This is a genomic window from Pokkaliibacter sp. MBI-7, from assembly GCF_029846635.1.
Lineage (GTDB): Bacteria > Pseudomonadota > Gammaproteobacteria > Pseudomonadales > Balneatricaceae > Pokkaliibacter.
Genome location: NZ_JARVTG010000001.1, coordinates 373,071 through 388,690 on the forward strand (window position 1 = coordinate 373,071; position 15,620 = coordinate 388,690).

The 15,620-nt window shown below is 49.9% G+C and carries 15 protein-coding genes; all 15 read right to left on the reverse strand.

Annotated features, from left to right (window positions below; all coding sequences use genetic code 11):
• Positions 1 to 32: 32 nt before the first annotated feature.
• Positions 33 to 1,217: an acyl-CoA reductase gene (locus QCD60_RS01835; RefSeq protein WP_279781854.1), complete on the reverse strand. Its 1,185-nt coding sequence runs from the start codon at positions 1,215 to 1,217 to the stop codon at positions 33 to 35.
• Positions 1,218 to 1,225: 8 nt separating this feature from the next.
• A complete protein-coding gene (locus tag QCD60_RS01840) occupies positions 1,226 to 2,356 on the reverse strand; it encodes a hypothetical protein (protein WP_279781856.1) in 1,131 nt (376 codons plus the stop codon).
• On the reverse strand, positions 2,353 to 3,786 hold the full coding sequence (locus QCD60_RS01845) for an AMP-binding protein (RefSeq protein WP_279781858.1): 1,434 nt from the start codon (positions 3,784 to 3,786) through the stop codon (positions 2,353 to 2,355). The genes QCD60_RS01840 and QCD60_RS01845 overlap by 4 nt, the downstream gene beginning before the upstream one ends.
• Positions 3,783 to 4,550 (reverse strand): SDR family NAD(P)-dependent oxidoreductase, encoded by a 768-nt coding sequence (locus QCD60_RS01850; protein WP_279781860.1) that lies wholly within the window; start codon positions 4,548 to 4,550, stop codon positions 3,783 to 3,785. Before QCD60_RS01850 ends, QCD60_RS01845 begins: the two co-directional genes overlap by 4 nt.
• 60 nt (positions 4,551 to 4,610) lie before the next feature.
• Positions 4,611 to 4,838, reverse strand: coding sequence for an acyl carrier protein (locus tag QCD60_RS01855; protein ID WP_110186275.1), 228 nt, complete (start codon positions 4,836 to 4,838; stop codon positions 4,611 to 4,613).
• 27 nt (positions 4,839 to 4,865) lie between these two features.
• Positions 4,866 to 5,402, reverse strand: a complete 537-nt coding sequence (locus QCD60_RS01860) for a GNAT family N-acetyltransferase (protein ID WP_279781864.1) — start codon at positions 5,400 to 5,402, stop codon at positions 4,866 to 4,868.
• A gap of 26 nt (positions 5,403 to 5,428) precedes the next feature.
• Positions 5,429 to 6,439 (reverse strand): UDP-2,4-diacetamido-2,4,6-trideoxy-beta-L-altropyranose hydrolase, encoded by a 1,011-nt coding sequence (gene pseG, locus QCD60_RS01865; RefSeq protein ID WP_279781866.1) that lies wholly within the window; start codon positions 6,437 to 6,439, stop codon positions 5,429 to 5,431.
• A gap of 6 nt (positions 6,440 to 6,445) precedes the next feature.
• A complete protein-coding gene (pseI, locus tag QCD60_RS01870; protein ID WP_279781868.1) occupies positions 6,446 to 7,495 on the reverse strand; it encodes a pseudaminic acid synthase in 1,050 nt (349 codons plus the stop codon).
• Positions 7,492 to 8,196, reverse strand: a complete 705-nt coding sequence (gene pseF, locus QCD60_RS01875; protein WP_279781870.1) for a pseudaminic acid cytidylyltransferase — start codon at positions 8,194 to 8,196, stop codon at positions 7,492 to 7,494. Before pseF ends, pseI begins: the two co-directional genes overlap by 4 nt.
• Positions 8,193 to 9,368 carry a UDP-4-amino-4,6-dideoxy-N-acetyl-beta-L-altrosamine transaminase gene (gene pseC / locus QCD60_RS01880; RefSeq protein ID WP_279781872.1) on the reverse strand — a complete coding sequence of 392 codons (1,176 nt, stop codon included), beginning with the start codon at positions 9,366 to 9,368 and terminating at the stop codon, positions 8,193 to 8,195. Before pseC ends, pseF begins: the two co-directional genes overlap by 4 nt.
• Positions 9,365 to 10,348 (reverse strand): UDP-N-acetylglucosamine 4,6-dehydratase (inverting), encoded by a 984-nt coding sequence (gene pseB / locus QCD60_RS01885; RefSeq protein WP_279781874.1) that lies wholly within the window; start codon positions 10,346 to 10,348, stop codon positions 9,365 to 9,367. The genes pseC and pseB overlap by 4 nt, the downstream gene beginning before the upstream one ends.
• A 9-nt stretch (positions 10,349 to 10,357) precedes the next feature.
• A complete protein-coding gene (locus QCD60_RS01890) occupies positions 10,358 to 13,258 on the reverse strand; it encodes a 6-hydroxymethylpterin diphosphokinase MptE-like protein (RefSeq protein ID WP_279781876.1) in 2,901 nt (966 codons plus the stop codon).
• A gap of 151 nt (positions 13,259 to 13,409) precedes the next feature.
• Positions 13,410 to 13,721, reverse strand: a complete 312-nt coding sequence (locus QCD60_RS01895) for a hypothetical protein (protein ID WP_279781878.1) — start codon at positions 13,719 to 13,721, stop codon at positions 13,410 to 13,412.
• The gene (fliS, locus tag QCD60_RS01900; protein WP_279781880.1) at positions 13,714 to 14,160 is read right to left on the reverse strand and encodes a flagellar export chaperone FliS; all 447 of its coding nucleotides are present in this window, start codon (positions 14,158 to 14,160) and stop codon (positions 13,714 to 13,716) included. The genes QCD60_RS01895 and fliS overlap by 8 nt, the downstream gene beginning before the upstream one ends.
• A gap of 14 nt (positions 14,161 to 14,174) precedes the next feature.
• Complete coding sequence (fliD, locus tag QCD60_RS01905) at positions 14,175 to 15,614, reverse strand: flagellar filament capping protein FliD (RefSeq protein WP_279781883.1); 1,440 nt, start codon at positions 15,612 to 15,614, stop codon at positions 14,175 to 14,177.
• Positions 15,615 to 15,620 lie beyond the last annotated feature (6 nt).

A 15,620-nucleotide genomic window follows, 5' to 3' on the forward strand; every position in this document is an offset into this window, starting at 1 on the left:
ATCACTCCTGCTGCAAATCTCTGGCGCTTTATTCAGCGAAGCTGTCTTACCAGTTGCTGAATCAAATTGCTCCCATCCCAGATAGGATCAAATACCAGTGCCTGCCCCAAAGGCTCAATCCGGTCCAGCCCGGCAACTGCATGGCTGACCGCCCAGGCCACCAGCTCATCCCGCTGGAAACCATAGAATCCCAGCGTCTGATGATGAGGCCGTAACTCAGGCAACAGCATGGATAAACTGTCAATCTGCCACTCGAACAGGACACCCTGTGCTGGATGCCCCTGCTCTTGTGAAAGGTTCAGACCATCCACGGGGACCGTAACAAAGCGACCTTGCTGCTGGCTGGCGGCTATTAATGCCCCATCCAGAGCTAACTGTTGCAAACCGATCAGGCGCTCCATGGCACCGGCTTCACTTAGTTGATAGCGGCGAGCTGCCGCACTTTCTTTAGGCTGCGACCGCACAAAGGCATTCACTCCCTGCCAGAAACATTGCTTCGCTTCGTTGACAGCATCAGATATGCCCAACCAGATCAGCGTCCGGGGCGAGGTGCAGCCTTGCTGTTCAAACTCCAGCGTGTCACGAACGAAGCGCCCGGCCCAATCTCCGTCTCTATCAGCGAGAATGGCGGCAGTATTGAGCAGACACAGAGAATGTTTGTGGCCAAAAGCCAGATCCTGACAATGAGGGGCCCTGGGTAAGCTAGCCAGTTTTAGCAGGGTCTGATCACTCCCCCAGAATATGCGCATGTCTGCAGCGGTCAGACACTTCATCCATTCGGGGTCCTCATATTCACAACGAAGCAAGACCAGCCGGCTCAGGGCGTCAGCGTATTGCGGCTGCTGCCTTAACCCCTCCAGCAGCATCAGCAGCTCACCTTCATCTTCTCCCACTCGTGAAGACAGCCTTACCACCACCACATTGCCTAGCCACAGTGCCAGCAGCGCAACATAAATGAATAAGGTGTCAACATTGCCGGGAGCAATCTGCACGACACGACCTCGTGGTCGGATATTTTTCACAGCGTGCAACTGCATCTGCTTAAGATGAGCAGGCCGTAGCCAAAACCCCAGTGCCGCCAATGGCGCGCTCTGGCTATGCAGGCATGACCGCCCCAGCATCTCCAGCAAGGCAGTCAAGTCAGAATGGAAGGGAGTGGCGGGAGCTAATCGCTGCAACAGCTCATTGCCGGCTTGCCGGGGGAATACAATCTGCATAGGGGCTCTCAACTACTGCTCAACCGTTGCGTTGCGGTACAGGCAGAGCTGAGGGAATATTGGCCAGCCATCTTCGGTTCAACCGTATCACTGCAACCACGCAGCTCTGCACGTGGAATGCGTCCATTGACGGAAAAATAGCGCCCTTTACGGCCACACGGGCAATCATCCTCACCCAGCAATGTGCCACGATCCTCAGTCAACAAGGCATGGCCGGGATAGCTGCGGGGCAATGCCGACAGCACTTCGATTACCCCCGTTTGTCCCACGCCCAGTACGTGACCGTTGACGATGTCACGGATCACCACATCAGCAAAAACCGGCGTATGCAGATGCCCCTGTTCACATTCGACAAATACCGAACCAACTTGCTCTACCATGCCATAGAAATTGTGCACCCGATGCGCACCCAGCGTTTGCGCAACCGCATTTTTGAAAGTCGGGTTGTCTACAGCCAGATCTTGCAGCTTTTTCCAGCCGCCGCTGTGTATTAATACCCCCTCGTTAAGAGGCAGTGTTTTTTGCTGAAACTGCAAAGCCTGAATCAGTTGCCACACCATAAAGGTAAAGCCAAAAAACAGCACTGGCTTCCCGCGCCACTTATCAAAAAATGCGTCAAGCACATCCCAGTTAGGACTCAGATCTTCATGTAAGGCATAGACCGGCTGGCGTCCGAAAATCAGCATTCCCTGAATGCCTGCTCCCCGAGCCGAAAACTGCTGACGATCTGTAATGACACCGGGATGATCAATGATCAGCATCGGCAGCCGCTCTCTACCCAGCCAGGACTGCATAATGCGCACAAGCGCGCGTGATTGCAGCGATGCGGTGAGCTTATCCAGATAGATGCGGGAGACTTGCTGCGAAGTGGTACCCGAAGAGGTCAACACGCGGAAGACGTCTTCATCCGAAATACTCTGCAGGCGATTGTGCTTGAACAGTCTTACCGCCAGTGGATACAAGTCCTCTCTGACCTGAACCTCAAGAGCCACCTGCTGGCTGTCCAGCAAACGCTGGTAAGGCAGGCAATGCTCATGATGCAGCCGGGTCAGCGTATTGAGCTGCCGCATCAGCCATACCTGTTTCTCTGTAGCCGCCCATTCATACACTGGCACGTCCAGCTCAAGCTCCATGCTCATAGCGGCGCACTCCTTGAAGGAGCATCATCTGAATCGAAGCAGGACTGCAGAAGTACATAGTTGATCTTGCCTGCCTCAGTCACGGGCAGCTCTTCAAGGACTTTTACCTGCACCACACTCTGATGGACTCCCAGATACTGGCTGGCTGACAGCTGCAGCACATCAGCAGCGATGCCCTTCCCTGCCACAGCAATACACAGCTGCTGATCCTGACCGCAGCAGGCAACATATTCGACACCCAGTGTATTGGTAGCCGCCCACTGCTGTCGCAGTCGTTGCTCTACCTCATCCAGACTGGTTCGCACACCAAACAGTTTGATAAAGCGCTTTTTGCGCCCAACGATGTAGTACAGGCCACGACTGTTACGACAGGCGATATCACCTGTCGATAGTGCCGGCGTCTCGTTACCACGCATCAGGTCATCACGGCCACTGGCATAGCCCATCATCACATTGGGCCCCTGATAAATAAGCTCCCCGGGCTGATCGACTGCGGTAATTTCAGCGCCGTCTTCATCCTGAAGCTGCAGTTGCCCGTCAGGAATAGCGATGCCAATACACTGAGGAAACTCCAGCACCCTTTCTGCTGGCAGATAACTTATGCGGGCGGTCGCTTCCGTTTGACCGTACATAGGAATGAAGCACTTACCATTGTTGCGACTCCATTCAGCCCAGGCTTTTACCTTGTCAGAGGCCAGTCGCCCACCGGCCTGAGTCAGGGTGATTAGGGCAGGTAAATCCATACGTTGAAAGCGCAGTCGTTCCAGCATCTCGTAGTGATAGGGGACACCGGACAGGCTGGTGGCCTGCTGCTCACGACAGAACTGCCAGAATCGACGCTCCATCATGGAATCAGCTGTCAGCAGCACAGTGGCTCCCACCAGAAGATGAGAGTTGATAACCGATAATCCATAGGAATAGGACATAGGCAAATGAGCCAGCGGTCGCTCATGGGGGGTCAACTGGAGATAGCTGGCGATACTGTGGGCATTCGCATGAATGTTGGTATAACTCAGACGCACCTGCTTGGGCGAGCCGGTACTGCCAGAAGTTGACAGCAGCACGGCAAGCTCAGGGTGAAGGAGTGAACGCCCGGCTTCATCATACTGCAGTGAGGTGAGACTTCCCGCATGCCATAACCAGTCTGGCTGATAACAGGTGATCAGGTCGTCAAGGCGATCGGCACCAATGGTGGCAGGCTGCAACATCACGGCTCTTCCGGTTCGCAGTGAAGCAAGATAGGCGATCAGACTGGCTGGAGAGTTATCTGCAACCAGCAGAACCAGTTCCTTACGACTCATCGGCGGGAAAAAGGTGTCAGTCTCACTGGCTATCTGCTGATAGGTCAGTATTTCTCCTTCAGCGCTGATCACAGCAACATTCGAGTGAAATTGTGACCAGTTGGCATCAAGCGTCTGGGAGACGGTCATATCAGCATGCCCCCATCAACGCCGATGACCTGACCAGTCACATAACTGGACAAGTCACTGGCAAGAAACAGTGCCACCTTCGCTACTTCGTCTGCACTGCCAATTCGCCCCATGGCAATACTGTCGAGACGTTGCTGAAAGCGCTCTTCACCGATTGAATGCGCCATCGCCGTATCAATAAAACCCGGCGCAATCGCATTGACGCGAATATTGCTACTCGCTAGCTCCTTCGCCAGGGATTGAGTGATGCCAATCACGGCCGCCTTACTACCGCCGTATACCGCCTGGCCGCTATTGCCTACCCGGCCGATAATGGAACTGAGATTGATAATGCTGCCGTGCCCCGCACGCTGCATCATGCGTACGGCATACTGACTACAGTAAAGGGTGCTGAATGTGTTGGCCGCGAAGGTTTGCTGTATCTGATACTGGGTGACCATGCCGAGCAACGCATCATCCAGCACACCGGCATTGTTCACCAGTACATCCAGTGTCTTTGAGTGGCTGAAGAGCTGGCGAAAACCGGCCTTGACCTGTTGATCATCAGCGACGTCGAAAATCAGGGGTGAGCAACTGACGCCATAACGCTGGTTGAGGTGCTCTGCCAGAGCACTGACAGATGGCTCATCCCTCCCGTTCAGCCAGAGCGTAGCACCGGCACTGGCGAATCGTTCAGCAATGGCCGCACCAATGCCTCTGGCTGCACCGGTAATCAGTACCTTCTGACCCGAGAGCATGCCTGATACGGAGGAAGCAGTGTTCATGGTATACCTCACAATTCAGGCCAGCGCGTCAGCTACGCCCCACTTGAACTCAGTACGTCTTCAGCACTGCACATCATACTTGGCGAGAATCTGTCGGGCCTTCGCAACAGAACTCATGTCAATGATGTCATCGGTATCCAGCATCACACCGAACTCATCTTCCATACGGGCAATCAACAACATATGCGCCGTTGAATCCCATTGCGGGATGGACTGATAGGTCAGATCGTCATGGACCAGATCAACAGCCACACCCAAGCTTTCTGCAAACAACTGTTCCAGTGTCATCTCTCACCGCCAAAAAAATCATTAAAATCAATAACGTATAAAACGAGCAATCTTAGCACGCGCAGCCAGGTATGGCTCCTGCTCAAGCACGTAGAGACTCAGCCCTGCCTCGTTACCGTCATAACGGATATACCCCGATGCTTCATGAAAACGCACTGAAGCGGTGTTTTCGTCGAATATCTTGCCATACAGGCGCTGCATACCCAGCTGTTCAAACGCCAGGTCATTGAGGGCAAAGGCCACGCAAAACGGCAGGATGTTGTTTCGGTAGTGATCAGGATAGATGTACATCCCCGGCTCACAGCTGCGCCGCTGCATGTCGATAGCCGTCAACGACGCGACACCAATGGGCTCTCCGCGAAAGCGAGCCAACATGTAGCACTGGTTGCCCGATTGACGCATACGTATAAACCAGGCTTGCTGCATCGCTTCCGTAATGTAAGTCTGATCCAACATCAGACTGGCAATCTTGGGATCATTCCGCCACTGACGCACCATTTCGATCTCATCACTCTGCAACGAGGTCAGGTCGATGCCGTAGCGATTAAAGTGAATATCTTCCATACATACGACCTAGTCTGATCAAACTGCTACTGCACTTCAGAGCGTAAATACTGCACCACTCGGCCCGCACCCATACCATCAATAAGTTGCCGAGCCTTCTCTGAGCGCTGATCCAGCTCAACGCCTTCCCACCAATGCTTTACCATCCCCACCGCATCATCCAAACCACCCGCGCTCCGGCCATCAAACCAGATACACCAACCATGCTGTTGATGTGCCTGAGCTGACCTCAATTGATTGTCAGCAACCACCATAAAGATTGAGGGCACCCCCAAACAGGCCAGTTCATGCAGCGTCGAACCTGCTGCGGTGAGTGCCAGTCGGCATTGATTGAGCACGGGATACAGAGAAGGCACATCATGCCGGTGTTCAAAACCATGGCGCTGACAGAGCTGGGCCACCTGCTCATGCTGCCGCATCGCAGGCCCCGTGACGACCATGACAGGGAAATTGATACCACTGGCAGCCAACAGCTGCAGAGCAGGCAAGGTCAGACCGGCAGCATCCGATGCCCCAAAGTTGACGAAAAGATGAGTCCTCTGTTGAAAGGGGACGTGATGAGATTGGGTATAGGACCGGCTCAGTAATACAAAATCCGCGCCTGCCAGAACGTCCAGGCTGGCAGGTTGATAAACCAGCTCGGAGGCATACAGCGTGGTATTGAGTACAGCATCAGCCTGCATCTGGCCAGAATCATTGAGATCGTCAACCACCATCAACCGGTAGTTGAGGGAGCGTAACTGCGCACGATAGTCAGCAGAAAAATGGTAACCATCCACAATGAGCCAGTCAGCACCCCATTGCTCTGCCAGATCTCGAGTCTGTTGCGCATCTTCAGCGCCAGCCCTCTCAACCACCAGCTGCGAAGACGGAATATCAAGGTGTTGAAGACGTTGAAGAAGTGCAGGTGCAGTGGAAACATAGCACCACTGTACCTCGCCCCCCTGCAGCAGAACTTCCTCTGCCAGTACCAGACAGCGTAGCCAGTGACCGCCTCCTATGACATCGGAAGCATCGACCCGGAACAGCACACGCACAACTCGCTACTCCAGAACTGACCAGCTCAAAGGCGTGCCTTTGAGCAGATCTACACGAGCCCGCTTGCCAATGACAGAGTGCAGATATCGAGGAGCTAACCCTAACCCCGGCCGAATCACCCTGACGTGATCTTCAGTAATAACCTGTCCTGCTTTGACATCACTGCCGATGTAAAGTGATCTTCGAAATTTCTTGGAGGGTTGCTCACTGGCACTCCCGCCATAACACACATATCCCAGAGCCGCAGCGGCAATGCGTGTTTGCTCAACCAGCTGGGACAGTTCCTCTGGCTGCAGCGAGAACGCGGAATCAACACCTCCCTCGCTACGATCCAGCACAAAGTGCTTCTCTATAACAGAAGCGCCGAGGGTGACGGCAACAATGGGAACGGCAAGACCTAAAGTGTGATCAGACAGACCTACCTCACAGCCGAACATTGATTTCATATGAGGAATAGTAAGCAGGTTAGCCTCATCAGCAGGTGCAGGGTATGCACTGGTGCATTTAAGCAGTATCAGCTCTTTGCATCCCGCGTCACGCGCACAGGCAACGGCCTCTTCTAACTCACCTGCGGATGCCATCCCTGTAGACATGATGATGGGCTTTCCCGTAGCAGCCACCTTCCGAATGAGAGGAAGGTCGTTATTTTCAAAGGAGGCTATCTTGTAGCAGGGCACCTGCAGGGATTCGAGAAAATCTACGGCTGAAGCGTCAAAAGGTGTACTGAATGCCACGAGCCCGCGCGCTCTGGCACGCTCAAAAATGGCTTCATGCCAGTGCCAGGGTGTATGTGCTTTTTGATAAAGCTGATACAGGCTACTTCCCTTCCACAGGTTTTCAGCGTCCTCAATCAGGAACTCGCCTACCTGTACATCCAGGGTCATGGTTTCAGCCGTGTAGGTCTGAAGCTTGATGGCATGAGCACCAGCACTGGCAGCAGCATCAACCATCGCCAGCGCCTTCTCCAGCGACTGATCATGATTGCCGGAAAGCTCAGCAATAATGAACGGAGGCTGTCCGGCCCCGATGTGATAGTTACCAATCCGAATATTCATAAAGACGGCTCTTCTGCCAGCATGATCTTGTAGAGTATTTCGGCATGGCGCCAATCTTCTTCAGTATCGATATCTTTGACTCGCCAGTCTGGCAGCGATATGGCGATGGATTTCGGCCCGAACATCGGCTCCGCAGAAGCGCTATGCAGGCGAGACCAGTAGAACTGGCCTGCATCATGGAATACCTCAGGCAGGTCTTGTGAGCGGGTTTTGGCATGCTCAGGGAACATCATGCGAACGCCTTCCCCCTCTCGCAGCAAACCACGCTGAACAGGATAGCTAAAACGGCCAACACTGAAGGCATGCTGCATATCGGGCCGGGAGACCAATTGCTGATAGCCTGAAGCAATACTCTCAGCACTGATCAGAGGTGCCGTTGCATAGATACAGCACACAAAGTCAGGCTTTTCACCTTCAGCACCAAGCCAATCCAGTGCATGTTTAACCACGGCGCCAGTACCCGTGAAGTCATCGGAAAGCTGGGCAGGACGCTTGAACGGAACCTCAGCCCCAAAACTCACGGCTACCTCAGCGATCTCCTCATCATCCGTAGACACTATGATCCTGTCACACACACCGCTTGCTTGTGCCGCTGCAATGGAATACGCAATTAAAGGTTTACCGGCAAAATGGCGGATGTTTTTCCGAGGAATGCGTTTGCTGCCGCCACGTGCAGGAATAATCGCAACTGCCCTGCTCACAGGCTCAACTCCGCACTCGGCTTCTTAAAGAATAGATGTAACAAACGCGCGATCTCACTCTGCTGCTCGTCACTGAGGCCGGGGAAAAGCGGCAACGTCAGACATTGCTCATAATAAGCCTCGGCAAGGGGGAACTGTCCTCTGGCGAAACCCAGCTGCTGATAGTAGGGCTGCCAGTGAATGGGAATGTAATGCACTTGCACCCCGATGTTATGGGCATGCAAAAACGCATATAACTCGGCACGCAGTTGAGGTTGTTGCAGCTGTATCACATACAGATGCCAGCTACTCTGGCTTGTGTTATTCCCACGTGGAGGAAGCACCAGGGGCAGGTCAGCAAGCAGGGTGTCGTAGCGATTCGCCAGCTGCCTGCGGCGCGCAACCATCTCATTCAACCGCTCTAGCTGGCTTACCCCTAGGGCAGCCTGCATATCTGTCATACGATAGTTGAATCCGAGTTCATGCTGTTCGTAATACCAGGGTGGACAGTCGCCAGACTGAATAGCCGCCGTATCTTTTTCGATGCCATGGCTACGCAAACGCCTGACGTGATCATGTAGCTGCCGGTGACGCGTAAGCACCGCCCCACCTTCGCCAGTAGTGATCATTTTGACCGGATGAAAACTAAATACCACGGCATCAGCAAAGTCACAGCAGCCCACTTTCCGTCCCAGATAGTCCGCCCCCAGAGCATGAGAGGCATCCTCTATCAGAGCCACCCTGTAAGCACTAGACAGCTGCTGTAATGCCTGCATATCCACACTCAGTCCGGTGAAATGCACCACTATAATCGCTTTGGGCAGCCGCTGCTCTGACGCCGCCAAAGCCAGCTTTCTCTCAAGCATAGGGAGGGAGATGTTCAGTGTCTCAGGGTCGATATCGACAAAGTCGACATCAGCACCGCAATAACGGGCACAATTCGCACTGGCAACGAAAGACAATGGTGATGTCCAGACAATATCCCCTCGGGAAACGCCAAGAGCAAGACAGGCCAGATGCAGAGCAGAGGTCGCCGAGTTCACCATAGAGACATAAGGCACATCGACATACTTAGCCAGCGCCTGCTCAAGAGCAGGTACCCGATCTCCCTGAGTCAGGTTCCCGTGCAACAGAACCTCTACGACTTTATCGATATCCTCAGCTTCGATCGAATGGCGACCGTAAGGGATCATAGTAATGCCTTAAGCTGATCGACACTGAGGAAGTCTGGATTGGTGCCAGAGTGGTACTCGAAACCATCTGCGACAGGAGTCCCTGCTTCCCCAAGCCGATTCAAGCGATAATCGACTTTTTCAAACAGGGCAATGGTGGGCTGGATTACATAATGGTCATGAAATTCTAGCGCCTGATGAGACACTTCGCCTGGCACCATGATCTCATGTAACTTCTCACCTGGCCGAATCCCCACACACTCATGCTTGCGGCTCCCCGTCATGGCATCAACCAGATCAAGAACACGCATCGACGGAATTTTCGGCACAAATATTTCACCACCGTGCATTCGATCAAAATTCTTAATTACAAAATCAACACCTTGTTCAAGGGTGATCCAGAAACGGGTCATCTCAGGATGAGTAACCGGCAGCACCTGGCAGCCCTGTGCTAATTTCTGCTGAAAGAATGGCACCACCGATCCACGTGAACCCGCCACATTACCGTAACGAACAACAGAAAAACGCGGTCCTTTACCACCTGCAATATGATTACCTGCTACAAATAATTTATCGGAGGCCAGTTTGGTCGCTCCGTACAAATTAATTGGATTTGCGGCTTTATCGGTAGAAAGCGCAATTACTCGTTTCACTCCATTACTGATGGCCGCATCTACGACGTTTTGCCCACCCAGTATATTGGTCTTGATACATTCCATTGGATTGTATTCAGCAGCTGGCACCTGCTTGAGCGCTGCTGCATGAACCACGTAATCAATGTCACGCATCGCTGTTCGTAAGCGCTCAAGATCACGTACATCACCAATGAAATAGCGCATACGCGGATCATTAAAAGTTTGTTCCATCTCAAACTGCTTAAGCTCGTCGCGAGAGAACACAACTATTTTTGAAGGCTTATAATTGGCTAGCAGTCGTTTGACGAAGGCATGTCCAAATGACCCCGTACCGCCTGTAACTAAGACAGACCGATTATTGAACATGGCATCTCCTTACCAATTGGGATTCACAACATTGGTAGATTCTACTTTCTCAGGGTAAATCACATATCTTTGATAAGTATCTTCAACATATGCGATCCACAAACCAATACCCTGGTTTACTTTCTCCATACATAGCGCTTCATCATCTACAAGATAGCCCAGCTTCATTATCAAAGCAGTTATATAACTCATGCTACCCCAGTAAAAATAGAAAAATAATGAGCGATTTCTAATCAGGGACTGGCTAAAAATTTCTCTTTGCTTAACCGAAAATAACTCCAGCTCTTTCCTGGAGGTGATATCTTGCTGCTTGAGCCAGCTCAGAAAAGCTCTTACATCTGCGTGAAACATCATGCTGTCATAATATTCATTCAGCCCCGTAAACAGCCCCAAAGACCGCTCCGGCTGATGAAACCCTCTCTGCAAAAAATCTGACATCCACTGCTGTCGGTCAAACTCTTCCGGAACGGCAATATCACCTGTCTTCATCGGTATTGCACCATTGATTCTCGCACCGTCACTGCAATTAAAACATTGTAAATGTGGCGAATAAGACAACAGGCGCTCAATAATCTGGGCTGAAATACGAAACTCATGTTTGGAATAAACATAGTCGCGAAAGTTTCCGGGTACCGCAATCATCCCATGAGCCTTCGCGAAGTCGTAAACCTCCAGCCGACTCCCTTCAGAAGTCTCCACATAGTAATCGGAAAGTTTGGAGTGATGTTCGCCAGGAGTGATATAGCCCAGATCCACTCCCATTAAATAAACTTCTTTGAATCCGAAATGTGACAGTAGAGCTAATGCACAGTTCGATACTGTGGGGAAAGAATATTCGACTGACAGGAACTCAGACTCAGGACAAACACTTTTTGCATAGGCATGTGTTGAGCCCTCACCTACTTTGAGAGCCATAGCGACAGAACCAAACAATTTGGCAGTCTCAGGATGGATACCATTAATTGTGAGCAACACAATATCAGAGAGATAATCATCATCCTTGATGGAGCTTATCCATTTATAAGTGCAATAGGTCTGTTCAACTTCCGCATGAAAATCAGGCTTAATACCACTTTTATACAATGGTTTTAATGAGGTCCCACAGGAAACCACAATGAACCGCTCACGATTCGATTTCAAAAAGGATATGTTTTCATCTAATGATGGACCATTGCCCACAACGATCACTGGGACATTCAGATTATCGGGACATTGAGAAGAAATATCTCTTCTAGCAAGATATGTGCGCCCTTGAGCGAAAACTTGCTGCATATGGCTAAGGCCATAAGCCGCATGTTCGAAATATTCACCCATTGATACCAAGACCCTAAGCTCATTGCGCAGATCAAAGGCGGCCTTCTGCAACACAGGGTGGTAGTAAGATTGATAAATGTAGGCATTTACAACGTTATAAACACCAATTCTAGAAAACTGACCAACCAGATCGGAAGATAAATGTGAACCATCATCACCTAAATTAAGATAGCAACGTCCACCATTTTTGTCGGTTGAAAATAGTATCGAATCCCAATCAACAACATACAGCGATGCATAAAAGAAGTCGTGATTAGGCTCACAAATATAGATATTTTGTAAAGAGTGCAGCTGACTCAGGGACTGAAGCTGATAACCCAACCCCATTCCAAGTAATATCAGGCCAGGCACATAATCCGGCATTGAAGAGAGTCTGCGCTCATCGGACCTGCACATTCTTCTGAACTGATTCACATAGAAGAAATGCCTATACCACCAAAGCTTGCCTCCAGTATTATCAAGCAACGCATCTTCTTTATTCGGAAATTTCCTGAACCATTCTACTTCATGATCTACCACTTCACTGGCATTGAAACCATATAATGCAACACCCCGACTGGAGTTATACATATTCCAGCATCCGTCTTTACCAAGAAAAAGATGCCACGCTATCGGAGTGTAACTATAAAATGCTTCAGCAATATTTGGATAGTACTGCATGAATGCCTGGATGTTGTTGAAGAAGCGCATTTTTGCTTCACGCCACTTCTCCTGTTCTTCAGCATTCACAGTTGGACGACATAAATGATATATATCTTCACTGCGAGGTGGAACATCATCCAAAGGATGGTGGAATGGGTATAAACCCACCTTACCTTCTATGAGGTCGCTCCAACGATAATGACGAGAAATCAAATATTGATAGCATGCATCCATCTCAGGATGGCAACTATGTCTATAGACGAAGGCTTCTTCGATACCATGAGCTGATTTTATATACTTTAAATCGTCATCCAGTGACCCGGCATTATTTCCGACTTGAAGATATACCTTTTTTCCCTGTCCTATCGCTCTCTCAAAAAAACCTGCCCAGTCATAAGTCTGAAGAGAGGTGTTAAATACATCAACAGAAGGCTCATAGACAAGATAAGCCTCTACTGAGCGAGCTCTATCAAACAAGTCCAGATAAGTACCTAACCCTAGGCCAAAGCAAATCAACAGCGGCACAGTATGTGGCAAAGGGTCTGGACTGACTCGCTGCTCGCACCAGGACCGTACATCCACAAAAGTTGTACCGCCATAGTGACTCAGCGCTTCTGGCGGAGCTATTACCTCATCGTCATGCAGATTGATTTTGAACGCATTGCTTAAATAAGCTTCAACCTCACGAGCGATTTCAGTTTCACCATCAACGCCGTACCAGCATCGGCCCGACGCAAAGTCTACCAGGTTGGGTTGTGAAGCCTTAGTACAGAAAACCGACAAGCAGTCTTCTGAAAATCCTACATGCACATGATCTAATAGCTGAGGGTAGTATTGAGCTAAAGCCGCTAGATTACGCTGTTTTCTATCCGCAAAAGTCTGAGCAAGTAAAGCCTCGATGGCTTCTTGAGCCTCACCATCTTCATGAATTTGCTGGCTTATATTCCTTAGCATGCGACAACCTTAGCTAGAGTAAACACGTTGTAAGGCCACGTTAATGGCAAGAAGAGCACCATGCAATGTATATAGTATTACCGGAGGGAGTACATCGCAGGCAGGTAAGCTGCTGAGAGCAGCAGAGAGGGTAGCTCTTTCAACGTTCAAATCAGCGTGAACGGTACGCTTTGATAGCTTTCTTCCCTCTTTTTAGCACACCCAATTTCCCTTCAACATCACTCTTACTAGTTCGCAATAGTTCGATAAATTGCTGCTCTTTCTCGGACTCGGCCAGAAGGAACACTTTATTTAACTGTAAATCAAGCGGCATTGATCTGATGTAGGTGTCTCTCTCTGATAAAAGCAAAAAAACACCATCATCATCGGACTCATCAAGCTTTCGGAGCAAAGTAAGTATGGCGTCGTCCAGTAGAGACAGTCTCGCCTGAAACTCCTCAGAGGTTCCTGACATTTCAAACATGGCCAGATGCTGAGGAGCGGAACTGCCCTTTTTCTTCACGCATCTTATAACCACGCTGTTTCTCTTCGTCAGGAATTTTGTCCCAGGCCATTTTTATCGGTACTAGCAGTGAGACAACCTCATCGATTTTCTTCGCATCATTACGCACCAGCACATCTGTTAGTTGCCGGTGCATATAATCGTAAAGATTGTAGAGATTTAATGAAATTTCACCAACTTCCATATCCAGCGCTGACTGAAGTGCAAAAATAATGGACATAGATTTAGAAAGGTGCTTCCCCTTCCCAGCCATATCTTTTCTTTCAATACAGCCTTTGGCGTAGGCCATATTCTCCAACAGGCCTTGATAAAGCATTTGGATAACGCGGTGAGGGTCAGCATCAGCAACCACGTTAGTGACACCAACCTTTTTATACGCTTGGATAGCATTCTGATACATGATAACTCCCGGTGTCACAGGCTACTTAAAAGAGTGGTAATGTAAGAGGAAGACTGTTGCATTTGTGCAAGCGCTGTATCAAGGGCAGTGTATTTCTTGGTCAGCATTTCTTCATAGCTAGTTTGTTTTTCAGCAATAGTGTTTGACTGATCAATCAGTTGATCTAACTGATCATTGTATGAAGTTGTGCGCTCCGCCAATAAACCATTTCCACTCTGCGTATACTGCTTCAACAATGCTTGCATCTGACCCGCAATACCATTATCACCAGAAAACAGTGAAGCAATATTATCAAACTGATCAGACAGAGCACTGTCCAGCCTGTCTTCACCACTGGAACCCCCATAGGTATTAGAGTCAGTAATCTCAAGATTCCCATCTGAATCCATCGAAATACCTACAGAGTAAAGGGTATTGAGGTTTGTATTTGCGCCGGAGACTGCACCGGCAACTATTTTTGAAAGCTGGCTTTTAAGACCACGAATCAGAGAATCACCGGAGAGATCCCCCCCATCTGTCAGCTGAGTACCAGAAGAAGTATAAGTACCGGACTTTCCCAACTCGTCGAGAACATCCATCATGGTATTATAGTTTTTAACGAAATCTTCGATGTATCCCTGCACATCCTCTTCATCTGTACCAATCTTTAGTGTTGATGGAGAGTCAGTTTTTGTTTTTGCCAACAGGTTTAACGTGACGTTTGAAATAACCCCTTCAAGCTCATTGGAGTCACCATAAACATCAGTACCATCAATAGTAATATGTGACTTTTGTGCATCAGTCACTGACATCGTTGTACCTGATCCGGTAGCAACAGTAGACACACTATCAAGGCTAGAATTGTTATTGGTTATGACCAGGTTATTACTCGTATCACCGGTAATGCTGGAAGAAAACACTAATTGAGACCCAACAGAAGAGTCACCAGTATTAACGATGTTAGCCGTGATACCAAAGTTGTCAGTGGCATTATTGACGGCAGTGCGCAGCTGATCGACCGTCATACCCGCTTTGACATTGATGCTAAATGTATTACTACCGGCAGAGAACGTTAATGTGCCAGCCGTTGATGACACAACGGAGCTGCTGCTGGAGAACGTCCCATCAGCCGTAGTGGCAGTAGAACCCTTTGCCAGCTGCAGCACTTCAATATCGTAGCTACCCACCGATGCTGAGTTAGTGGTGTCCGCGGTGAAAGCTTCAATATCGTCAGTGTTGGTAATGGTTGGATTCTTGGCAGCCATCTTCGAAGCATCTGCCAACGTATCCAAGGAGTCAGAGAAAGTCTTGAGTGCAGAAGACAGTTTGCTAACCGCAGACAGTTTTACCTGGACATCATCCTGGCTCGATTTGTTAGCACTGATCTTGGAGTCGTACTGAGCAGAGACTAGCTGGGTAACAATGGACGACAAATCCAGTCCGGATGCTACCCCTAGTGTAGAAGACACCGCCATTTTCTA